18 protein-coding genes, 1 other RNA gene and 1 pseudogene are annotated in these 23,377 nt (G+C 42.6%); 13 read left to right on the top strand and 7 right to left on the bottom strand.

The features are described 5' to 3' along the window. Positions 1-308: 308 nt before the first annotated feature. The 5 genes from PN457_RS08530 (at position 309) to PN457_RS08510 (ending at position 6,877) form a co-directional block, all read left to right on the top strand. Positions 309-1,103: a PD-(D/E)XK nuclease family protein gene (locus PN457_RS08530; RefSeq protein WP_271732641.1), complete on the top strand. Its 795-nt coding sequence runs from the start codon at positions 309-311 to the stop codon at positions 1,101-1,103. 19 nt (positions 1,104-1,122) lie between these two features. Beyond that, positions 1,123-1,752 carry a GNAT family N-acetyltransferase gene (locus tag PN457_RS08525; RefSeq protein WP_271732640.1) on the top strand — a complete coding sequence of 210 codons (630 nt, stop codon included), beginning with the start codon at positions 1,123-1,125 and terminating at the stop codon, positions 1,750-1,752. A gap of 128 nt (positions 1,753-1,880) precedes the next feature. Continuing rightward, entirely contained in the window at positions 1,881-4,190 is a 2,310-nt protein-coding gene (gene recJ / locus PN457_RS08520) for a single-stranded-DNA-specific exonuclease RecJ (RefSeq protein ID WP_271732638.1), read from the top strand. Positions 4,191-4,458: 268 nt separating this feature from the next. Continuing rightward, positions 4,459-5,787 (top strand): carboxyl-terminal processing protease CtpB, encoded by a 1,329-nt coding sequence (ctpB, locus tag PN457_RS08515; protein WP_271732636.1) that lies wholly within the window; start codon positions 4,459-4,461, stop codon positions 5,785-5,787. 394 nt (positions 5,788-6,181) lie between these two features. After that, complete coding sequence (locus PN457_RS08510; RefSeq protein ID WP_271732634.1) at positions 6,182-6,877, top strand: response regulator transcription factor; 696 nt, start codon at positions 6,182-6,184, stop codon at positions 6,875-6,877. A gap of 308 nt (positions 6,878-7,185) precedes the next feature. Here PN457_RS08510 and PN457_RS08505 read toward each other — a convergent pair whose 3' ends face one another. Then, the gene (locus PN457_RS08505; protein WP_200987166.1) at positions 7,186-7,479 is read right to left on the bottom strand and encodes an Npun_R1517 family heterocyst differentiation transcriptional regulator; all 294 of its coding nucleotides are present in this window, start codon (positions 7,477-7,479) and stop codon (positions 7,186-7,188) included. A 735-nt stretch (positions 7,480-8,214) separates the two neighbouring features. On the opposite strand from PN457_RS08505, the gene ndhM reads away from it, so the two are divergent. Both ndhM and ssrA read left to right on the top strand, forming a co-directional pair. Then, complete coding sequence (gene ndhM, locus PN457_RS08500; protein WP_271732631.1) at positions 8,215-8,574, top strand: NAD(P)H-quinone oxidoreductase subunit M; 360 nt, start codon at positions 8,215-8,217, stop codon at positions 8,572-8,574. Positions 8,575-8,715: 141 nt separating this feature from the next. Continuing rightward, positions 8,716-9,108, top strand: a transfer-messenger RNA (tmRNA) gene (gene ssrA, locus PN457_RS08495). 64 nt (positions 9,109-9,172) lie between these two features. On the opposite strand, the gene PN457_RS08490 is transcribed toward ssrA, so the two are convergent. Continuing rightward, positions 9,173-10,705 carry a serine/threonine-protein kinase gene (locus PN457_RS08490; RefSeq protein WP_271732630.1) on the bottom strand — a complete coding sequence of 511 codons (1,533 nt, stop codon included), beginning with the start codon at positions 10,703-10,705 and terminating at the stop codon, positions 9,173-9,175. 206 nt (positions 10,706-10,911) lie between these two features. Then, positions 10,912-12,234 (bottom strand): annotated as a pseudogene (locus PN457_RS08485) (BamA/TamA family outer membrane protein); the annotation flags it as partial. A gap of 273 nt (positions 12,235-12,507) precedes the next feature. Here PN457_RS08485 and PN457_RS08480 point away from each other — a divergent pair. After that, positions 12,508-13,848, top strand: coding sequence for a lipid-A-disaccharide synthase-related protein (locus PN457_RS08480; protein ID WP_271732629.1), 1,341 nt, complete (start codon positions 12,508-12,510; stop codon positions 13,846-13,848). Between the two features lie 147 nt (positions 13,849-13,995). On the opposite strand, the gene PN457_RS08475 is transcribed toward PN457_RS08480, so the two are convergent. Further along, the gene (locus PN457_RS08475) at positions 13,996-14,718 is read right to left on the bottom strand and encodes a response regulator transcription factor (protein WP_271732628.1); all 723 of its coding nucleotides are present in this window, start codon (positions 14,716-14,718) and stop codon (positions 13,996-13,998) included. A 589-nt stretch (positions 14,719-15,307) separates the two neighbouring features. On the opposite strand from PN457_RS08475, the gene PN457_RS08470 reads away from it, so the two are divergent. The 3 genes from PN457_RS08470 (at position 15,308) to PN457_RS08460 (ending at position 18,437) form a co-directional block, all read left to right on the top strand. Beyond that, the gene (locus tag PN457_RS08470; RefSeq protein WP_271732627.1) at positions 15,308-15,445 is read left to right on the top strand and encodes a hypothetical protein; all 138 of its coding nucleotides are present in this window, start codon (positions 15,308-15,310) and stop codon (positions 15,443-15,445) included. A gap of 493 nt (positions 15,446-15,938) precedes the next feature. Then, the gene (locus PN457_RS08465; protein ID WP_271732625.1) at positions 15,939-17,273 is read left to right on the top strand and encodes an ATP-binding response regulator; all 1,335 of its coding nucleotides are present in this window, start codon (positions 15,939-15,941) and stop codon (positions 17,271-17,273) included. A 27-nt stretch (positions 17,274-17,300) separates the two neighbouring features. Further along, entirely contained in the window at positions 17,301-18,437 is a 1,137-nt protein-coding gene (locus tag PN457_RS08460; protein ID WP_271732623.1) for a hybrid sensor histidine kinase/response regulator, read from the top strand. A 7-nt stretch (positions 18,438-18,444) separates the two neighbouring features. Here PN457_RS08460 and PN457_RS08455 read toward each other — a convergent pair whose 3' ends face one another. Both PN457_RS08455 and PN457_RS08450 read right to left on the bottom strand, forming a co-directional pair. Further along, complete coding sequence (locus PN457_RS08455; protein ID WP_271732622.1) at positions 18,445-18,897, bottom strand: response regulator; 453 nt, start codon at positions 18,895-18,897, stop codon at positions 18,445-18,447. 359 nt (positions 18,898-19,256) lie between these two features. Then, positions 19,257-20,678: an NADP-dependent isocitrate dehydrogenase gene (locus PN457_RS08450; protein ID WP_271732621.1), complete on the bottom strand. Its 1,422-nt coding sequence runs from the start codon at positions 20,676-20,678 to the stop codon at positions 19,257-19,259. Positions 20,679-21,006: 328 nt separating this feature from the next. Here PN457_RS08450 and PN457_RS08445 point away from each other — a divergent pair, with 328 nt between their 5' ends. Further along, on the top strand, positions 21,007-21,732 hold the full coding sequence (locus PN457_RS08445; protein ID WP_271732620.1) for a GUN4 domain-containing protein: 726 nt from the start codon (positions 21,007-21,009) through the stop codon (positions 21,730-21,732). A gap of 188 nt (positions 21,733-21,920) precedes the next feature. Next, positions 21,921-23,060: an ABC transporter ATP-binding protein gene (locus PN457_RS08440; protein WP_271732619.1), complete on the top strand. Its 1,140-nt coding sequence runs from the start codon at positions 21,921-21,923 to the stop codon at positions 23,058-23,060. On the opposite strand, the gene PN457_RS08435 is transcribed toward PN457_RS08440, so the two are convergent. Further along, positions 23,061-23,234 (bottom strand): hypothetical protein, encoded by a 174-nt coding sequence (locus PN457_RS08435; RefSeq protein ID WP_271732618.1) that lies wholly within the window; start codon positions 23,232-23,234, stop codon positions 23,061-23,063. It lies immediately after the preceding gene. Between the last annotated feature and the right edge of the window lie 143 nt (positions 23,235-23,377).

Genomic DNA, 23,377 nt, shown 5'->3' with positions numbered 1-23,377 from the left:
GAGTAGCTCGTGGGTTGTATAAAGCTTCCAATGGAAGGTTAATAAACGCTGATTTAAATGGGGCGTACAACATATTAAGAAAAGCAGTCCTGAACGCTTTTGCAGACGGGATAGAGGGGTTAGGAGTAACTCGAATCAGGTTTACCCCTGGTAAAGTGACTTTGTAGATTTGTCTATAATTTCACAAACTCTTCGTGTTTTAATAAAGCCTTTTTCAGTCTCATGAAGTACACACCAATTCCGGTGTTCCCTGTTCCCTCAAACTAAAAAAATTTGTACCTCACGAGCATGGGAAATGCTATAAAAGAATGTCGTCAGAAACAACTCCACTATTACACCTATCCCAAGCACATCTCAACTTACTAGAAACTTGTCCGCGTAAATTCCAACAAGTTTACTTAGAAAAACTTCACTCTCCCTCCAGTCCCGAACATCAGGAACACCAAGTTTTGGGTAGTCGCTTTCACCTGCTAATGCAACAGCGAGAAATGGGTTTACCGATTGCTGGGTTCCTCCAAGCAGATACTCGACTGGAAAGCTGGATATCAGGTTTGACCAATGTAGCACCAGAACTTTTAACACCCACCGTACCCCTAAGCTTCCGTGAAGGCGAACATTATCGCACGCTGCAAATTCAAAACTACTTACTCACGGTTATTTATGATCTACTGATCGCAGACGCTGACAAAGCGCACATTATCGACTGGAAAACCCATCCTCAACCACCAAATAAACGCAAGTTAGAACAGAATTGGCAAACACGTCTCTATTTATATGTTTTGGCTGAAACAAGCGCCTATTTACCCCAAAATATTTCTATGACTTACTGGTTTGTCCAGTCGGAAGGTGAACCGCAAAATATTCAATTTAATTACGACAATCTCCAGCATCAGCGCACAGCCGAAAAACTTGCTCAACTGTTAAATAAATTAACCCGTTGGCTGGAAGGTTACCAGAGAAACAGGCCATTTCCACAAGTACCGGAAAATAGTAAAACCTGTAATTATTGTCATTTTGCCATACTTTGCCAACGGACACAAGCCGGGGGAGAACATCAACAGAATTTACCAAATCTTGCCAATATTCAAGAAGTAACCCTATGAATTATAGGGAGATTGTAATATGAAAAGTTTTGATGAAACTGATTTGATTTATGTTCGTGAATTAGGTATTGATGATATTTCCCCTGTTTACCACCTGGGAGAACAGTTATTTACTAGCGATTTATATCCTTATTTATATCGCACCTGGGACGAATGGGAGGTAATTGGACTTTACAATACAGACCCAGAATATTGTCTAGTTGCGGAAACAGATGGGGAGTTAGCGGGGTTTATTCTGGGAACTATTATTACTAAAGCTTCCTGGACTTATGGTTATATACTATGGTTAGCTGTGAATCCAAAATTTCAGCGTCGGGGTGTAGCAGATAAGTTAGTTGATCATGTTATCTCCAGGATGATTGAAGATGGGGCGCGTTTCATGCTGGTAGATACAGACCCTACTAATAATCCGGCTGTCAAGTTTTTTAACCGTAAAGGATTTGGCAATATCCGCCAGCATATTTTCTTGTCGATGAATTTAAGCAAGCATGAACATTATGGCAGACTCATTGATTATGAACATCAAAAGGCGGAAAGAGCCGGTTACAGGCGCACTCGTCCTGCAATTCGCGCTGGTAAACCTGATGGACTTGTGAATAAGGTGATCTGCAATCCTCTGGTCAATGAGGCTCTGAGCAATGATGAATGAATATCTCTAAATCATAAGAATTAATCAACTAGATATTAACACAGATCAACCCGATGTTGTGAATTTAGTTTACATGATTGTAAGTTGTTTTCGCTAAGTTATATAATTATCAATTTTTAACTAATTCTATGGAGTGGATTCTTTCAACACCTGAACAACCACCTGAGTGGTTTATCCATATGGTGAAACAGTATACACCAAAATCAAGGGGATTGTATGCAGCACAATTATTATGGCAAAGGGGAATTAAGGACGCTGAAAAATTAGCGGCTTTTGCTGACTATAAGAATTATCACCCTGCTAGTCCTTTGGAGTTTGGGGAAGAAATGCACTTAGCTATGGCTAGGCTGCAACAAGCACTAAATAACAATGATAAAATTGCTATCTGGGGAGATTTTGATGCTGATGGCATTACTGCTACTGCTGTTTTATGGGATGGTTTGGGACAGTTTTTTTCTAAAAATACCCGCTTAATTTATTACATCCCCAATCGCTTCACGGAATCCCACGGACTTAATTATCAGGGAATCGATAATTTACACCGACAAGGTTGTAAGTTAATTGTAACCAGCGATACTGGTAGTACTAATATAGATGAAATTATTTATGCTCAAAGCTTGGGTATAGACATTATAGTTACAGACCATCACACTTTACCTGAAGAGCGCCCACCAGTGACGGCAATTATTAACCCCCGGTATTTACCAAGTCAACATCAGTTATTTCATCTGTCCGGGGTGGCGGTAGCTTTTAAGTTGGTAGAAGCACTATACCAAAGTTTACCTGATGTTCCCAAAGAGCCATTAACGGATTTATGGGATTTGGTTGCTGTAGGATTAATTGCGGATTTGGTGCAGCTGAGTGGAGATTGTCGCTATTTAGCACAATTAGGTATTCAAAGATTACAGGCAGACTTCCAACAACCACCGACAGTACGACGACGGCCAGGTATAGGGCGATTATTAGAATTATGCCAGAAAAATGGCGATCGCCCGACAGATATTTCTTTCGGTCTGGGTCCACGGATTAATGCTGTTAGTCGCATTCAGGGCGATGCTAGTTTGTGCGTAGAGTTATTAACTAGTCGTGATCTTGAATATTGTGATCAATTAGCCGAAGTGGCGGAACTAGCTAATACCCGTCGCAAGTCCTTACAGAAAGATGTACAAGCCCAAGTATTACAAAAACTCTCTGAGATAGACTTATCAACCACCAGTGTGATTGTGTTGGAAGATAGCCAATGGCCAACGGGAGTATTGGGTTTGGTTGCGGGACAAGTAGCCCAAGAAACAGGCCGTCCCACAATTTTATTAAGTACACAGATCCTCGGTGAAGCAACAAAAGGACTCTCATTAGCCCGTGGTTCTGCCCGTTCAGTGAATTCTGTTGATTTATACCAGTTAGTCAAAAAGCAAGCACATTTGTTACAGAGATTTGGAGGTCATCCCTTTGCTGCTGGGTTGAGTTTATTACCGGAGAATATTCCTTTATTCACGGAGGCAATTAATCAACAGCTGCGACAATCTTTAGGGGGAAAAACTCTTACACCTAGTGTGGAAGCGGATTTGATGGTAACTGTGGCTGATTTAGGCAAAGAGTTATTTGGGGAGCTTAAATTACTAGAACCCTGTGGGATGGGAAACCCTGTACCAACACTTTTAATTAAAAATTGCTGGTTTGAAAATGCTTGGCATCGTAATCAGGAGGATTGCAGAGGAAAAAAGGTACAGTACATTAAGACTGATTTTAATATTCGGGATGAGTCCACTAAAACCACGTTTCCTGGTGTTTGGTGGGGACACTATCAAGATGAGTTACCGCCAGATAGGTGTGATTGTATTGCTGAACTCGACTACAACACTTTTAAAAAACGTTATGAAATCAGATTAATTGCTGTGCGTCCTGCGGCTAACTCGGTGATTTGTGGTGTTAATACTGAGGGAATAATAGATTTACGTAATCAGGAATACTCGATTTTGAATAATCAGGATTCACCACATCTAATTAGAGATTGTCCTTGTCAGTGGGAAGATTTACGTGTATGCTTAAAGCAATCGCTCTCTCATCATCAACAATTAGCGATCGCCTGGTCGAAACCCCTGCATCAACCACCCGAGGAAATTTGGCTAACCTTGGTTGGGATTGCTAAATATCTCAGTCGGACAAATCAACCAGTCACCCACCGCCAACTTTTAGAAAAACTTGGTGTCCATGACCAGACCTTATTATTGGGACTCGAAGCTTTAGAGTGTTTGGGGTTCAGAGTGACTACACAAGACACTCAGGTGCAAATCAGTTGGAATCCCTTCACCCACTCAGAAATTATGAACGACGCATCTGTAGAAAGATTTTTAGCCGCTATCAGGGAAGAACAATTTCAGCAAAGTTATTTTGCGGAGGTTCCTCTGTCTACAATTATGAGGATTTACCGGCGCTAAAGAGCCTGGGTGATTGACACTTGACCCAGAGGGATTTTTGATGCGGGTATTTTTTGTATAAACTGATACTATTGTGTAGTTAAGGTCGGTAATCATTGCTTCCTTAAATAATCTCGAAAAAACCTATAATCCCCTGAGGAAAGTGCTATATTCTTAAAGAAGAATATAGAGTGTAAAGGTGAGATCCATAAAAGAATAAAGAGTGAAAAGCGTTTCAAGAGTCTGATTGCTAAAGTGTAAATAAAACAACTATATTCCACTGATATACATGAACCAATCTGCGAAAGGTTACTCACCACTCCAATTAGTCTTGATTGGGGGAGCGATCGCCACAACTACCACTGTTTCAGTATTTGGCTCTGGTTGGACTCGCTGCGTTCTGGCGGCCTTTGAAGATAGTCCGAAAGCGTTAGTTGACCAGGTATGGCAATTGGTAAATCGTGAGTATGTTGATGGCAGTTTTAATCAACAAGATTGGCTAGCGACTAGGCAGAGCTTGTTAAGCAAAGAGTATTCTTCTCATGAACAAGCTTATGTGGCAATTCGCGAAGCTTTACAACAACTGGGTGATCCTTACACACGGTTTATGGATCCCCAACAATATCAATCTCTCGCCAGGCAAACATCAGGGGAAGTCTCTGGGATTGGGATTCGCATGGAAGTGAATCAGCAAACTCGCCGCCTTACGGTTGTAGAGGCGATCGCCAACTCGCCGGCGTTCAAAGCAGGGATCAAAGCAGGGGATGAGATTTTGGCAATTGATGGCCAAACTACTGATAAAATTGGAGTAGAAAAGGCATCTGAGTTAATTCGTGGTCAAGTTGGTGCTCCCATAACCCTGCGATTAGGAAGAATAGGGCGCGGTGCTTTTGATTTACAGCTCAGACGAGCCACAATTGAAGTGCCTACGGTGCATTATACTCTCCAACAAGAAGGTAATCGCCGCATTGGCTATATCCGCCTGCGAGAGTTTGGTGGCCATACATCGGACCAAATGCGTCGAGCCATTCGAGATTTAAACAGTCAAAACGCGGATGCTTTTGTCTTAGATTTGCGCGGAAATCCTGGCGGTCTGTTAAATTCCAGCATTGAAATTGCCCGGATGTGGTTGGATAATGGCGGGATTGTCCGCACGGTCAACCGTGCGGGGGGGAGTGAGCTAACTCACGCGAATCGCACCGCCCTCACTCGGCGACCTTTGGCAATATTAGTAGATGGTAATTCGGCTAGTGCTAGTGAAATCCTGACGGGGGCGCTCAAGGATAATAACCGGGCTGTAGTTATTGGTAGTCAAACTTTTGGCAAAGCAATGGTGCAATCTGTTCATGAACTGGTAGATGGGTCAGGTCTGGCGGTGACCATTGCCCACTATTACACCCCCAAAGGTACAGATATTAATAAAAAGGGAATTGTCCCAGATATTAAGATAAATTTGACAGCAGCACAACAGCGTCAGCTGGCTAGCAATCCGGATTTATTTGGGACTCGCAATGATCCCCAATATGCTGGGGCGATCGCGGCACTTTCGGGCGAGAACTTCGCTCAACCTCCAGCCCCCCAAACTAACCAACCTGTCGGTTCGAGTATGAGAAATTGAAAATTTTAGCCCCGGATTATGTGTATGGGGAGTAGTAGCATCTTACCCAATACCTACCAAATTTCGCTAAATTGGAAAGAGCAAGTCCTAAGTTGACAATTTTATAGACAAAACTATACTTGTATTGACAAAAATCAATATATTTTTAGTAAAAAATCAACTACTTGATATATAATAAGGTGATATCAAGTATTGAATTGAGACTATTGCCGACGCGAAAACCAAGCAATGATGGTGGTAGTATTTTTCAGAAACTTAATTGGAACACAATCGCGTCTGGCTAAGGCGTGAAAGTCTACACCGGGGATAACTGCTCCCATGCTCCCGTTGAAGTAGAAAGTAAAGTCTAGTTTTGTCTAGGTTTTATATAGCAGGTCAACACAGGGAAACTGAAATGTCAGCACAATTGTTACTGGTCGATGATGAACCAGGATTACGGGAAGCTGTGAAAGACTACTTAGAAGAAAGTGGTTTTAGCGTTCAAGTTGCCAGTAACGCCCGTGAGGGGTGGGATTTGATGCAGCATAATATACCTGATTTAGTGATTTCTGATGTGATGATGCCCCTGGTGGATGGCTATCAGTTCCTTAGACAACTGCGGGAAGACCCGCGGTTTCAAACAGTCCCAGTTGTATTTTTAACTGCTAAAGGGATGACAGGCGATCGCATTCAGGGCTACCAAGCGGGTGTTGATGCCTACCTACCCAAGCCCTTCGACCCGGATGAGTTAGTGGCGATAGTCGAGAACTTACTGTCGCGTCGAGCTACTAAGACTACGACCGCCGGTGAAGAGAGGGAAGCCATTGATATTGCTGAACTCGCTCATCAGATTGCTCAAATTAAGGCTTTGTTAACTCAAAGAACTGCCATCTCTCAGTCCCCAGTCCCTTTTAAAATTGATTTAACTCCCAGAGAACAAAGTGTTTTAAATCTGGTAGCTGAAGGGTTGATGAACAAAGAAATAGCTCGACGTTTAGAAACCAGTGTCCGTAATGTTGAAAAATACGTCAGTCGTTTGTTTAGTAAAACTGGTACCAATAGCCGCACTGAGTTAGTTCGCTTTGCATTAGAACACGGTCTGGCTCAATAGAAATTCCACTGGCGATTGGGGATGTAGGCTAGTATTTTGACTTCACACTAGCCCCTAGATTGAGAGTCCCCACATCAATACGCTTTTTGTGATCAAAATCGAAGCACAACCCTGGTTAAAGCACTTGTACTGACAACTCCATTGTTTTCGTAGTGCAAACGGTAATATTTATGATGTTGTAGATGCTATTTTCGGCTTCTCAAAGACTAGAGTAAACTTTAGCTTGTGCCCATGGAATAAAGTTATACAAGCTAAATATCTATGCTCAACCGGTGATTTTGCAATTACTCAATTACAGCCGAAGATTTTTAGCCTTCAGAGTATTGACTATTATCAACCGCATTACGTAAACGCATCAACTGGCGGCGCATTTGTGGTGAGGCTTTGAACTCAGACACTTCCTGCGCTTTAACAGATGCTTGCAGCATCTCCAGAAACTCATCTGAGCCTTCTGTCAATGCATCCAGCAATACCTGTAAGAGTTGCTCGCGATCGCCTAATAGACTTTTTTCTTCAATCAACCGGAACTTGAGATGAATTTCGCACTCATAAACGCCTACTTCGATATTATTTATCTGGCGTGGTAATGCTTTCGAGTTCATAATTTTGAGGATTAGGTTACTGGGTGGTCATGAGGGTGAGGAATTATATCCCCTTCCACAATTCTTTATATTTTTTTTGTATCCATAATGCTGGAGTTAAAAGCCTTTCTCCAATCCACAACCGTTGTATTTTATATTCACTCTCCTGTGTTTTTTCTAGACACACTGCCAGGGATAAGTCGTAATCTTCCTGACCTAAATGTGCTTTTGTTTAAACCATAACTATTATTCAGTTTTTGATCTCTTATACAATAAAGTTTCTGTAAGAACTTATTCAAGCTTTTTCAAACTTTTTACATTAACTTCATTTTTCCTAGAAAAATAGTTGTAGTTTTTACAGTTTTTTTAGTATTTTTACCGAAAATAAATACCGGTTTTATGGGTTTTTCTTAAAGATAGAGCTAGTTGTACTATGATTACCTGGAATTAGTTCATGTACGTTTTATTCACCTGAAAATTCCGGAAAAGATTCAACGAATGACACAGGGTGGGTTAGTTCACACATATTAAGAACATCCATGCAACAACAAGCTATCTTTACCCAGCCATGAATTAGCCGGTATTTCAGCCCAGACATGAGTCTATAATGATGGATAGGAGGGTGGTTGATTAATATCCCCGTTCATGGTCAGTGATATCTGTGAACCTGCCCTACCGCTTAAACCAACAATCCCCCTGTATTTGATGCCGGGGACTTTCAATTCAGTGTAATCAAACCCAACCTTACACCTTGCTATGGACAATCCGATGCTGCTCAAGTCCACAACCCGGCACATCCGAATTTTTGCCGCAGAAATTGATCGGGATGGCGAACTGGTTCCTAGTAATCAGGTCTTGACCTTAGATATTGACCCAGATAACGAATTCAACTGGAACGAAGATACTCTACAAAAGGTTTATCGCCAGTTTGATCAACTGGTGGAAGCTTCCAGCGGTCAAGATTTAACTGATTATAACTTACGTCGCATTGGCTCAGACTTGGAGCATTATCTGCGATCGCTCCTACAAAAAGGTGAAATCAGCTATAATCTTTCTGCTCGCGTCACCAACTACAGTATGGGGCTCCCTCAAGTTGCCACTCAGGAAAATCAGTAGAGATGTTTAACTGCTGCTGGGGGATGGTCATACTACGCCCCCAGAACCTCCGCCATCAAAGCATCTCAAAATTTGCGGAAAAATTTTTCCCTCTCAACACATTTCCCCAACGGCGTATTATAATTAAAGTATAAAGCTCATGGGTCCGTAACGGTTTCGACAGGTTGGCGAAAGCTACTCTGTGATTCAGGTCGAGAGTGAGTCTCCTCTCGCAAATCAAAGGCTCAAAACAAAAGTAAATGCGAATAACATCGTTAAATTTGCTCGTAAGCCTGCTCCAGTAGCAGTTGCCTAATAACCTCTTACAGGTTCGAGCGTCTCTGGTTTGACTCCGTTAAGGACTAGAGACCAACCCCCAACGGACGCTCTAACAAGTGTTCTCTGGTTGGCTTGTTAGCTAAGACTTAATCAGAGCATCCTACGTTCGGGATAATGAACGATTCCCGCCTTGAGGGTCAGAAAGGCTAAACCTGTGAATGAGCGGGGGGTCAATACCCAATTTGGACAGCAGTTCGACTCTGCTCGGATCCACTAAAAACCAAACACAAGTCCACCAAACCCTGAGATGTTTAGGTGGATTTTTGGTTTCTATAGATAATTAATTCGGCTGGTTTTCCCAAGTTGGGACTTCCACAGGCGGAGGAGTTGACCGTTGAGTTTCCACTGGCGGTGTGGGGATATTGATGGTGGGATTGGATGGACTCACGGGGGGGGGTGATGCCATATCTTTACCTATAGTCGGTAAAGTATTATCCTGGGAACCCTTTTGCTGTGAAGCCTCACGATCATCACGGATTTTTCGTAATCTCTCCACTAATGGTGGTGTGGGAGTAGTGCTAGGTGTGACTGATGGCTGAGTAGATATGGGTGGGGGCGCACTTTCGGTGGAAGTGGTGTTACTGGTATTTGGAATTTGCTTCTGAACCAGGGGAACATCATCCTGGACTGTTCTACGAGTTCTCACGGGTACAGAGCGACGCGGTAAGGAAACAGGGGGATTTGCTCTCCTGTTAATCTGTTCTTTTTCCAATGAAGATGGTGCATTACCCAATGGTGTTTTTGGTTCCGGCTCAACTGTGGGCTGTTCAAATAGCTCTGGTGAAGATAACTGTGTGCGAGAATTAGAAAATATCCTAGTAATACCAAAACCTGCTGTGCCTGCAACAAGTGCTACAGTTAGAGCTACCAAGATTCGAGCAGCACCCTGGTTCTCAGAGCTTGATAGCTTTTTTTGCCGTTTGGGGACAACTTTTTGCCGCTGCTGCACAGGTAAGACTACAGTTGGTACTGTCTGAGTTGTCACTGCTCGCTGTGCATTCATGCTGTATACTGGTAATAATTGCAACCATTCTGCAACGGTTGCCGGACGAAATTGAGGTTCTACGGCCATACCACGCATGACGGCTTCATTCACTGCCGCACTCAGGTGCGGTTGCAGTTCGCGAGGAGATGACATTTTTTCGCGATCGCGTAACAATACTGGTAACGGAACCTGTCCTGTCAACAAAGCATACAAAGTTGCGGCTAAACCATAAACATCTGTAGCGGGTGTACGCTGTGCTTGGGTTAAATATTGTTCTAGGGGAGAATAGCCCTCAGAAACCATTCCAGTGTGAGTTTGCCTCACACCATGATTAAATTCCCGAGCAATGCCAAAATCAATCAGCACTACTTCCTGAGTTCCCTCTCGGAGGATAATATTATCTGGCTTGACATCCCGGTGCAGCAAACCATTGTTATGTACCACCTGTAATGCCGAGCCAATTTGACGAATATAATGAATTGCTGTGGCTTCCGGGATGGGTATAGCCGGTAATACAAATGCTTCTCCCAAAGTATAGCCACGAATGTATTCCATCACCATATAAGGTAGTCCAGCTTCCACAAAAAAGTCACTGACGCGGACAATGTGAGGATGGATACAAATAGCCAATCTTCTGGCTTCATCTTGGAATTGGCGCTCAAACTTAGCAAAATCAGGATGTTGACGCAGCCGTTCATTGATAGTTTTGATCACTACCTCCTGACCTAAGTAGTTATGATTAGCCTTAAAGGTAATGCCAAAGCCACCGCGCCCTATTTCCTGAACTAGGGTATATTTACCACCTTGCAAAGTTGTGCCTGCTAACATAGAAAGTGTTGAATCTGAGTGCTGATTAAGCAGATATTGCTGATTCTAGGGTCTTCCGGCAATTCCAAATCGCCAGATGAACACAGATAATTCTGTAACTCATCTCCATGAAAACCGCTATATGTTCAACGGTGGAACTGGAAAACCTCCCGCTTATATTAACACCTTCATCTTTCTCATCATACAGTAGACCTGAGAGGATGCCCTTAAAATCGCTGTCCTATATCTATATGGAGTTTGCCTTCGCCCTGATCATTTATACCATAATCAGCCCGAATTAAGCCCAGAGGTGAGTCAATACGGACTCCAGCGCCATAACCAAAACCATGACCAGGTTTACCCTGCATCCCGCCTGGATCTCCCAATACAGTACTACCAGAGCCTAAGTCGGAGGCAAAATCGGCGAATACTACACCCCCCAATACTGGCACAATGGGGAACCGGTACTCGGCGCTAGCTAATACATAAGTGCGACCACTACCCAAGTCCCCTCGATCATAACCCCGCACCGAATTAGAACCACCCAAGTTAAAACTTTCATATGCTGGTAAAACACCAATTACTGTACCAGCTTGAAAATTCACAGCGAATACTTGTGGCTGTGTAGTATTACTGTTAAAAAACTTGACGGGCATATATTGTGTATAGTTAGCCTTGAAGCGGTTCATGGCAATATTACCTTGACCAAGTGGTAAAGATTGTTCTGTGCTAAGTCTGACTACAGAACCTTGAATAGGATTAAAAACATTATCTCGTTGATCTTGTATGGCCAGAAAGGATACTGTAAACAAATCATCAAGACCAGTACCACTAACGGAGAGGCTATTGCCCCGTGCCTCTGTTGGGGTAATATTACCTTGGCGATCGCGAATACTAGTGCGAGTGTAGTTAAATCCCAAAGTGGTATCCCAATTATCCAGGGGTAGCTGGAAGCTGATACCAGTACCAATCCGGGCTTCCCGCACCCTGTCACCATTGGGTAGTGTCACACCTTTACGAAAAGTTGGGGAAATCTCCCGGCGACGGAAAGCATTAATTTTGTAGCCTAAGCGATTAGGTGCAGTGGCACGATAAGGACTAGTAAACTGAGTATTAAACTGCAAATCATGAAGACTTAGACCCACATTTACACCTAAATTATCATTAATACCGCCAAAATTCCGGTCTTGATAGCTTAAGGTGGCAAATAATCCCACGTCAGAGTTAAAGCTAGCACCTAAATTAATAGTACCGGTGTTAAATTCTTTCAGTTCGTAAACTAAATTAATTGTTTGGCTATCACCTTCGAGGGCAACATTCACAGTTTCAAATAAGCCAGTAAGATATAACCGTTGTATATCTTGGCGCAGAGTATTTTCTTGAAAAATTTGCCCAGACTTGAGTTGTAACTGCTGTCTGAGGAAATCTGGGTGGGTACGTCCGACCACGGGTTTACCCTGACTATCAAGGGTTTGACCATCTTTATTAATAAAGCGAAACTTAATCTCACCTACCAACCCTTGAGCAACATTTACTGTCAGGACACCTTTCCCCTTCGGTGCTGGGGAAGCAATTGTAAGTGATGTAGCTGTTGCTTTCAAGGTAATATTGCTAGCTGCCAAACTAGCTAAAGTTAGAATTGCAGCAGAAGAAACTCGCATAATTAATACTCTAGTCTAATGAACTGGGAGTGAGTTGTAGTCAAATGAATTCATGAGCATATCTTGCCCAAACCAACAGTTAATTTTAATATTTTGTTTTTGACCGGATTATAGTCGGTAAATTTTCTCTGCCAGCAACAATTTCCCATTACCCGTGTTTTTATGAGTAATATCTCCCAATTATCGCCAGATGCAGCTTCTTGTTTTTCTCCTTTCCAGGTACTTGTTTTAAGTAATGGTCACGGGGAAGATATGATTGCTGTGAGAATTTTACAGGAACTCCAACAACAAGAAAACCCCCCAGATATCTTTGCATTACCTTTAGTCGGTGAAGGGCGTGCTTACCAAGAGCTAGGTATCCCCTGTATTGGTTCAGTACGCACTATGCCATCTGGTGGTTTTATTTACATGGATGGCAAGCAGCTGCTCAAAGATGTACGTGGCGGTTTGGTGCAACTTACCCTCAATCAAATTCATGCTGTTCGTGGTTGGGTGGGTTCTCAAAAAAAATTAGGTAACAACAGTGCTATTTTAGCTGTGGGGGATATTGTTCCGCTGTTATTTGCTTTTTTTAGTGGTGGTAATTATGCTTTCGTTGGTACTGCAAAATCAGAGTATTATGTGCGTGATGAAGTAGGACTATTACCCAGGAAATCAAAAGCTGCACGTTGGGAAAACTTTTCGGGTTCGATTTATCATCCTTGGGAACGTTGGTTGATGAGTTGTGGCCGTTGTCAGGCTGTGTTTCCTAGGGATGCGTTAACTACCCAAATATTACAAAATTGGTCAATTCCTGCAATTGATGTGGGTAATCCCATGATGGATGGTCTAACACCAACCTGTATATCGGCTCCTGATGAGCAAGAAATAGCCAGACCATTAGTGATTACTCTCTTACCGGGTTCCCGTCCTCTTGAAGCCTACGCTAACTGGAAAGTGATTATGAGTGCTGTTTGCGCATTAATGGCTAGTTTCTCACAAGCAGATGGGATTTTACATAGTTATAGTTCTATGGTGTTCTTAGGTGCGATCGCTCCTGGTTTAGATCAAACTATTTTATCCCGTACTATTGAGTCTCAAGCTTGGCAAACCCATGGAGAATCTCCTGTCCCCATTGGTGATCCTGATGCTTTGATATTTCGGCAAGGAAACAGTTATTTGGTGTTGACACAACAAGCTTATAATGATTGCTTATATTGGGGAGATTTTGCGATCGCCATGGCTGGTACAGCAACCGAACAATTTGTAGGTTTAGGCAAACCAGCCATCGCCATTCCCGGTGATGGTCCCCAATATAACGCCGCCTTTGCGGAAGCTCAAAGCCGACTTTTAGGAGCATCTCTGTTTTTAGTCGATCATCCCGCACAAGTTCCTGACATGGTAGAATACCTGTGCCAAAATCCTGATAGGTTACAGATGATTGCCTATAACGGAATACGGCGCATGGGTAAACCAGGCGCTGCACGCCGCATTGCTGATTGCTTAAATCAAAAATGGTGCTAGTAAGTAGGTGAACAGAAAAAACCCGAAGTATGTAACGAAGAGTAAAGTGTCCCAAAACCTCTTCTCTGTTCCCCGTTCCCTGTTCCCTGTTCCCTTGTCATAACGACAAATTTTAATGCCTACTTACTTAGTAGCAACAATTAATGATTAACCGACCAAACCAGAACGCAGAGCACGTACTGCTGCTTGGGTACGGTCATCAGCACAGAGTTTATTGAGGATGTTACGAACATGAGTTTTAACTGTCCCCACTGTGATGTATAGTTGTTCGGCAATTTGCCCATTGCTGCATCCAGCTACAATCAACTCTAAAATTTCTAGTTCCCGTTGAGTCAGAGGATAGGTTTCTAAAACTTGTTCGTATTCCGTTGGCAGTGCTCCAATTTTAACTGTTTTCTGCTTATCCGTGGCTTGGCTTTCTCCAGGAATGCCTTGGCGCATTTTCCGTAGTACCACATTGGCGATCGCTGGATCAATCCAAGAGTTGCCGCTATAAGTTGCTTGTATTGCCTCAGTTAATTTATTGATGCTAGTCTCTTTCATATAATAAGAATCTGCACCGGCGGCAAAAGCTGCTAGTACGGCATCTTCTGTATGGTCCATTGTTAAAATCAGAATTTTGGTGGCAGTTTGCCCTGTTTCTGTTTGGTAACGTCTAAATTTGCGAGTGAGTTCAATACCATCCATATCAGGTAAGCCAATATCTACCACTGCCACATCTGGTTTAGCGGTTTCCAAAAGTTTCAGTCCTTGAGTGGCATTTGCTGCTTCACCTATTACCCTTAGAGGGCTGTGAGATTGTAATGCAGCTCTGAGTCCCATTCTGGTTAAATCATGATCTTCTATTAAAATAATGCTAATTTCACTCATTGTTATACTCACTGTTGATAATTGGGTCTTCCTAGAAATATGTGCTGATTTTTTTTAGCAGTTTATCTTACTTGATTCCTAACCAAAGGTAGATGAGATTTTTATCTAAAATCATCCTTCGATAGAAATAATAAATTTCCAATTTTTCACCCTATATTCTCTTAAAAATCCAGCTAAAGATATAGGTTAATTTTTCCAATCATTATGAAATATTCCTATGATTTATCATCTATCTGATGTCTCCAGTAGTAGAAACTTCCTGAATACTATTTTAAACCCTTAATAAAATTTTCTAGATATTTATAAATGAAAAACACTCTATGCCAACAAGTTTGTTTAACCATGAACATTATAGCAATTTAGCCAAGGAAAGGATAATGACCCAAAACAAAAGTAGACTAAAGGTAAGGGAGAAAAGGAAATGGGACTGCGGCGAATCAGTACAGCGGAATTTGCCCAAAATCGTTGGTTATACCCTGTGTAGCAGACCCTACCCTAACTGTTGTGTGGGGGTAGCCACAGTTACGCGGTGCTGTAGTCCCAGTATTCATTCCGTCTCAGAGGATGAATTATTACAGAAGCAAGCATAATGACTGAAATCACACGATGGGGTATTGAGGTTTTGAGATCCCGGACTTCTTTGAGCAATTCCAAACTTTTGGGTATGTTGACACCAAGTCCGGGATCTGTGGATGCGATGATTGGCGATCGCCGCACTTTTAGCTAGGGTCAGACTCACAGCCACCGCATGAGTGGAAGTGCGTGGGGTGCACAATACACGATTTTGGTACTTAACTCTCACTAATGACTGAGGACGGGCGTTAGCACACTCATTTAGAATTGTTTTGAGGGTTCAGAAAGTATTTTATGTGACTTTATCTCAATTTGGTCTTCCTGAGGGCGAGTCATAGTCAATGGAGAGCAACTACCGTGGTTGTGATGACCTATCAAACCATATCCAGACATAGTGGAGGTTAAAAAACTACAACGTGAAAATTATTGGCTATATTTTCATTCAAGTCTATGAGCTGTAGTTATCAGGAAAAAGTATGGCAGTACTGAACAAAACATAACAACTATACAACATTTATGAGTAAATTACATCCCTCAAGAGAAATATCTGATTCTTGAGAATTCAAGTATGAAAATTATTTAGTGGGATAGTTTGAAAATAGAGATGCTAGACATCAACCTGTATTTGACAGCGAAAATAAAAACCAATGAAAGAAACGCTGAGAATTTTGGTTGTAGACGATGATGAAGTAGATCGCATGAGAGTACGTCAGGCTTTGACTCAGGCTGGGGTCTGTATGGAAATGTCTGAAGTGAGTAATGGAAGTGACGCACTGGCGGCTTTAAGAACGACTACTTATGATTGTGTTTTTCTCGATTATTGTCTACCAGATCAAGACGTTTTGGTACTTATCCAAAGACTACGCTCTTTAGAAATCACAGTTCCTTTAGTAGTATTTACTACTCACACAGATGAAAAAATCGCTATGGAGTTGATGGAATCTGGCGCTACAGACTATCTCTCTAAGTCTAGGCTATGTTCAGAAACTTTAGCACAGGTTTTACGCTATGCCATTCGCATCCACCGCGCCCAAATGCAAGCAGCTTTAGCAAATCAGCGACTCAGAGAAACTAATGAGCGGCTAATTCGTCAAAATCAAGAAGTAGAAAAACAACGACAACAAATTCAGCTGCAAAACTTCAAGCTGTTGGAAGCATCACGGCTTAAATCGCAGTTTTTGGCAACTATATCTCATGAACTGCGAACTCCAATGAATGCTATTCTTGGGTTTTCCCAAATATTATTGCGCCCAAAGTTCGGTAAGCTCACCAATCAACAAACAGATATGGTGGAGCGAATCTTAAACAATGGTAAGAACTTGCTAATGTTGTTGAATGAAGTTCTGGATTTTTCCCAGCTGGAAGTAGGACAATTAGAGTTAGAGCCGGAATTATTTGATTTAACAAAAACTATCAATATTGTTGTCGCCCAAATGCGTTCTGTGGCTGAAGCCAAAAAACTCTCTTTGGGAGTTGATATTGACATGAAAGACTCTCTGGTATTTAATGACTCCGGGCGTATACGGCAGATTTTAATCAATTTATTATCCAATGCTATTAAATTCACAGATTCCGGTGCTATTTCCCTTGAAGTTAAAGAACTCCCCAACAACCAATTAGCGATCGCTGTACGGGATACAGGGATTGGTATAGCTCCCAGAGATTTTCAACATATTTTTGAAGCTTTCCGACAAGTTGATCAAAGTATGACGCGCAAATATCCTGGTACAGGACTGGGTTTAGCAATTATAGATTCCTTGGTGCAAATGATGGGGGGTCACATTAGTGTGGAAAGTCAATTGGGGGTTGGTTCTATGTTTAGAATTGAAGTACCACGGCAACTATCGTTACCAAGCAAAATCGGTACCCTCCCAGGTTTAAATTTAGATGGTCACGATATTTTGTGCTCTGTTCAAAATCCTAACCATTGTCCGCCCAAATCTCGCAAAGCATCGATGGGTTTTCCCCATCTCAAACTCTAAATTATTGTCATAAACCCTTGATAAACCATGTCTGTTGTGGAAAAGCCTAAAATTGATCGCATTCTCGCTGTTGATGATAGTAAAGATAATCTGATTTTGGTTCAAACCATTCTCGAAAGTGAAGGATATGACATTGACCTAGTTACAGATGGTATTACAGCTTTGCAACGAGTTGAACAATGTCCACCTGATTTGATTTTACTAGATGTAATGATGCCGGGAATAGATGGTTATGAAGTGACTCGGCGAGTTCGCAATCATCCTAACTTGAATGTCAACTATATTCCCATTCTGCTGATCACCGCCTTTCATGAATCCAGTGTAGTGCAAGGCTTAGATGCTGGTGCTGATGATTTCATTCGTAAACCGTTTGATACAGACGAACTTTTGGCTAGAGTGCGATCGCTGCTGCGCCTCAAGCATAGTCTTGACGAACAAAAAAAGATGGCGCGCCAGCGCGAAGATTTTGTTTCACGTCTCACACACGATTTGCGTACTCCTCTAGTAGCTGCAGACCGAATGTTAGATTTATTTCAACAGGAAACGTTCTGCCAAATTTCGCCGGAAATGAAACAGGCGATCGCTGTGATGATTCGCAGCAATCAAAACTTAATGCAGATGGTCAATACCTTATTAGAAGTCTATCGCTTTGAGGCGGGTAAAAAGACTTTAAACGATGTTGAGTGCGATCTTACAGAAATTATTCAAGAAGTCAGTGGGGAACTTACTCCTTTGGCTCTTGAGAAAAACTTGGCTATCAAAATAGATAGGAGTAAGTTAGATCTGCACGAAGAAACGGCGGGTGTAGTCATGGGTGATCCCCTAGAACTGCGACGGGTGTTTAACAACTTAATTGGTAACGCCATCAAGTTTACAGATACAGGAGGTATAGAAGTTTGTATTTGGGAAAAATTAGATAATTCTCAGGGTCAAGATTACGTTGTCGTCGAGGTTACAGATACGGGTTATGGGATTGCGCCCGAAGATCAAGCTACTGTTTTTGAGCGGTTTCGCCAAGGTAAAAACAAAAGGTCTGGTAGTGGGTTAGGTCTCCATCTATCCCGGCGAATTGTAGAAGCACACGGTGGTTCAATTACACTCAAATCTGAACCAGGCCGAGGTAGTATATTCACTGTGACTCTCCCAAAACATAGCAGTCACTAGTGATTGGTCATTGAACACTTTTGAGAGTTGAGCCAAAATTGAGTTGACCACGTAGCTGACGGCGAATTATTGCCTCTAGATCCTCGATCATATAAGGTTTACTGATGTAGTCGTCAAAGCCCGCTGACAGCAGCCGTTCTCGGTCTTCCCGAGCTGCTAAAGCTGTAACTGCGATCACTGGAATTCCCTCAGTTAGAGGTTCTTGTTTGAGTTCATGCACTACATCAGTTCCACTCAGACCTGGTAATAAGATATCTAACATAATCAGGTCTGGTTGATGTTCTTTGGCTACTAATAGGGTCGCTGAACTGTCATTTTGACAAATGAATCTACAGCCGAGGAACTCTAGGGCGTAGCCAATTAGCAGTAGACTGTCATCATGATCTTCCACTACCAAGATTAAAGGCTGCTGAAAGTTTTGCTTGTTTCCGTCACTCATGAATGAATGTGCCAGATACATCTGTTTTCCAGAAGGTTAAATTGGGATTGACCATAGGGTTGCTGAGATAATAACCGAGACATCCCGCAAAGATGATTCTTATCCACGTGATAAACATGGAGAAAAGGAAGCTTCAAGCTATGGGTTGAGTAAGTACTTCTTGATTATACGCAAAACTACAGAATATTTTTATCTGTACAGATAAAAATTATATATTACTTCTGTTTGAAATTTAAATACGTTTATTTACTTAGATTTTGTCTTCTCCCCAGATTCAGCAAGTAGCTAGGTGAAAGTAGAACCCCCCTCCTTGAGGTGGGGGAGTGTAAATTGTGATTCCCCTGTAGGGATATGAGGTTAGGGTGTCGCCAACCTCAGTATTAAACGAAGTGTTGAATTATGGCTTCGGCAAATTCAGAACACTTTAAGGGTTCCACTGGTGGTTCTAGTAACCGGGCTAAATCGTAGGTAACTTGACTGTTAGCGATCGCTTGTCCTAAACCATGCTTAACCAGGTCTGCGGCTTCTTGCCAACCCATGTATTCTAGCATCATCACACCAGAGAGAATCACAGAACCAGGGTTAATTTTATCTAAGCCGGCGTGTTTGGGTGCAGTACCGTGGGTAGCTTCAAACACAGCACAAGCATCGCCAATATTTGCCCCTGGGCCCATACCTAAACCGCCGACAATAGCTGCTGCTGCATCTGACAAATAATCGCCGTTGAGGTTCATGGTCGCCAGAATCGAATACTCATCGGGTCTAGTTTGGATTTGTTGAAAAATACTATCAGCAATCCGGTCATTGACCATGATTTTGTCTTTCCACTGGCCGTTACCGTGGCTATGCCAAATTGAGTTGAGAACCGTTTCAACTTCCTTGACAATTTGCGCTTTCTTCTCTTGAGTTAACGCATCATAGCCGGGGTCAATTTGACGGGCGTTATCTTCTGGGGAAATCTCAGAGTTTTTTTCCTTGTTGCTTAAAATCCAAGATTCCCGTTCGGTGACGCATTCTTGACGAAATTCCGTAGTAGCTAATTCGTAACCCCAATCACGAAAAGCGCCCTCAGTGTATTTCATGATATTACCTTTATGCACCAAAGTCACCTGTTGCTTGTGTTTGGGCAGTTGTAATGCGTGTTTAATGGCACGTCTGACTAAGCGCTGAGAACCGCTTTTACTGATGGGTTTGATGCCAATACCAGCATCGAGGGGAATTTGCTTTTTCCCATGTTCTGGGGTGGCGGGTATGAGTTCTTCATTGAGGATTTTAATCAAGCGATCGCCGATTTCACTGCCCTGTTTCCACTCAATTCCCAAATAAATATCTTCCGTATTTTCGCGATAAACAATCACATCCAGTTTTTCAGGATTTTTGTGAGGTGAAGGTGTACCCGCATAATAACGGCAAGGGCGCACACAGGCATATAAATCAAAAATTTGCCTGAGTGCTACATTGAGAGAACGAATCCCACCGCCCACGGGGGTAGTCAAAGGCCCTTTAATTGCCACACCATACTCTTTAATTGCGGTCAGCGTGTCTTGAGGTAAATACTGGTATGTACCGTATAAATCACAGGCTTCATCACCGGCGTAAACCTTAAACCAACTAATTTGACGTTGACCCTTGTATGCTTGAGCTACCGCCGCATCTAGGACTTTTTGGGTAGCAGGCCAGATATCAATACCCGTGCCATCGCCCCGAATAAAAGGGATAATTGGATTATCAGGCACAATCGGCTCACCATTTTTAAAGGTGATTTTTGTTCCGCTTGTGGGGGGGATAATCTTGTCGTACATACTTCAAACACTCCTGAATAGTAGGCCGCAAGTTGAAAACTCTTTCATGGGGTTTCCTTGGGATTTTGCTGTGTCTTTTGTTCACCAAGTCACGAGGAGCAGATTTTCCCCTGATTCCCCTGTTACAGTATTTAGGGTGAAGCTATGGGATTTAGTGATAGCTTGCGTGGCGTAGCCATAGCAATGGCAATTTTGTACAATTGATTGCCTTGGGCACCGCGCACAGCGCAATCAAAAATAGTAAACTACTTTTCGCTATCAGTACTTCACCTTAGAGAACACCCGATAGCCAATCGCCTTTTCACTGAACGCTCACACGATTAATGGCATGACAGACCCAATGATTTTATCAGGCACTGCTGACATCGACTCCCTCCGACAATCGTTAATCGCTGGGTCTCTTCAAATCCAACAACAGATTATCCCACAGTTGGCTAAGTTGGGTAATGAGGGATTAGATGTGTTGATGGAATTTTTACAGAAGCGACGTGACCACCCAGCGAACTGGATCGATGGCAAAGTTTACCAAGTCCTCTATAACTCTGATGCACCTCAAGTGAAAGAATTTCTGCTTTCCTGTTTTCCTGAAGGAATTGTACCTCTAAAATCAGATAGCCAGATTAATTATAATCCTTTGCAACATTTACTTGCTACTCAAGAGTTCCAAGCCGCCGATCGCATGACGATACAAAAGTTATGTGAACTCGCAGGACCAATGGCTGTACAAAGAAAATGGTTGTATTTTACCGAAGTGGAAAATGCTCCAATTATTGACTTACAAACCATTAACAACCTTTGGTTAGTCCACTCTGGGGGTAAGTTTGGCTTTTCGGTACAGCGCGAAATCTGGTTAAGTTTAGGGAAAAACTGGGAAAATTTCTGGCCGAAAATCGGCTGGAAAAGCGGTAATACCTGGACGAGATACCCCCACCAGTTTACCTGGGATTTAAGCGCTCCTAGAGGTCATCTACCCCTGTCTAATCAACTGCGGGGAGTGCGGGTCATGGCTTCTTTATTATCTCATCCAGCTTGGTCTAAGAGTAGTAATACATGAATTACGCACATTGTTGAAGCACCCTAAATCCCGGACTTATGTAAACATACCTAAGAGTTGGGAATTGATCACAGAAGTCCGGGATCTGAAAACCTCAATACCCTATCGTGTGACTTCTATCTTAATGGGAGTTGCAAGTAACTCCCATTCCTTCACAGAAATTCAAAGTTGAAATTTTACATTGAATCATGGCAAAAGTTTATTTACAAGATATTAGGCGTAGATTTAACAACGTCACTGCTATCGAGAACATTACTTTTGAAATCCCTGATGGAGAATTTTGGGTTTTAGTGGGGCCGTCTGGTTGTGGTAAGTCTACAATTTTACGCACCATCGCCGGGTTAGAATCTGCTACATCTGGTAATCTATTTATCGGCGATCGCTTGATGAATAATGTTCCGGCCAGACAGCGTGATATTGCTATGGTGTTCCAAAACTACGCCCTGTATCCCCATATGACTGTGGCGCAAAATATCGCCTTTGGGTTACAAATGCGCAAAGTTGACCCTAAGATTATTCAAGAGCGAGTAGTAAATGTCGCCCAATCTCTGTCTCTGGAACAACTACTAGATCGCAAACCCAAACAACTTTCTGGGGGACAGCAACAACGGGTAGCATTAGGACGGGCGATCGCCCGTGAACCGCAAGTGTTTTTACTAGATGAACCGTTGTCTAATTTAGATGCCCAATTGCGGGATGATACAAGGGCAGAATTAAAGCAGTTACATCAACAATTAGGTATTACTACCATCTACGTCACCCATGATCAAGTTGAGGCCATGACTTTGGCTGATAAAATTGTGGTGCTAGATCGGGGGAGGATTCAACAAATTGGCGATCCTCAAAGTATTTATGCGCTTCCGGCCAACCAAATGGTGGCAACTTTTTTAGGGAATCCCCCCATGAATATTTTGCCTGCTATCTATAAAAATGATGTTTTTGATGTCAGTGGTCAGTTATTACCAGTTCCGTCTGGTGTGAGGGAAAAGGTAGAGTTACGCTCCGGTCAAAGTTTTGATTTGGGGATTCGTCCTGAGCATATTTATATTCAGGAACCACAAACACCTGGAGAACTGACACCGGAGCAGTTGGGAGCGTTGTCTGTCCAGGTGAAGGTGGTGGAACCTTTGGGACGGGAAACTTTGATTCGTGCTAGTTTACCTGGTTCCATGACGGTGATTAATATTCAGACATCTGCTGATGTTCGCCCCCGTCCAGGTGACCAGTTATCTTTACAACTCGATTTAAATCACTTGTTTATATTTGATACTGCAACCGGCGATCGCCTTTGGTATTCCCCAAGGCGCAATCCCATCTTACCCGAATAGTTATAAAGGTTTAAATCCGGTGGCTTTGAGGATTTCCCTGTCCCCTTGCTTGACTATGAGGGTGGAAGAGCCTGTCCCATCCTCCGTAATCGGTGAGGAAACAATGTATCTATAATCTCCATTCACCCAACCCATCAGACATTCACCACGGCGACAGTTAACTGTACCACCCATTAATTTTAGGACTTACGCAACTGGCACAGGCGATCGCTACGCAGAGCTTGCATCTGTGTGTAGCAATCGCTAAATGAAAGCACATTGGTATTATATAAGTGATGTCAATGGCACGGGGGGATGCCTAGTGCAGTTGATAGTAG

This window comes from Anabaenopsis arnoldii (assembly GCF_028331025.1).
Classification (GTDB): Bacteria; Cyanobacteriota; Cyanobacteriia; order Cyanobacteriales; family Nostocaceae; genus Anabaenopsis; species Anabaenopsis arnoldii.
This window is presented reverse-complemented; position numbering and strand designations above follow the sequence as displayed.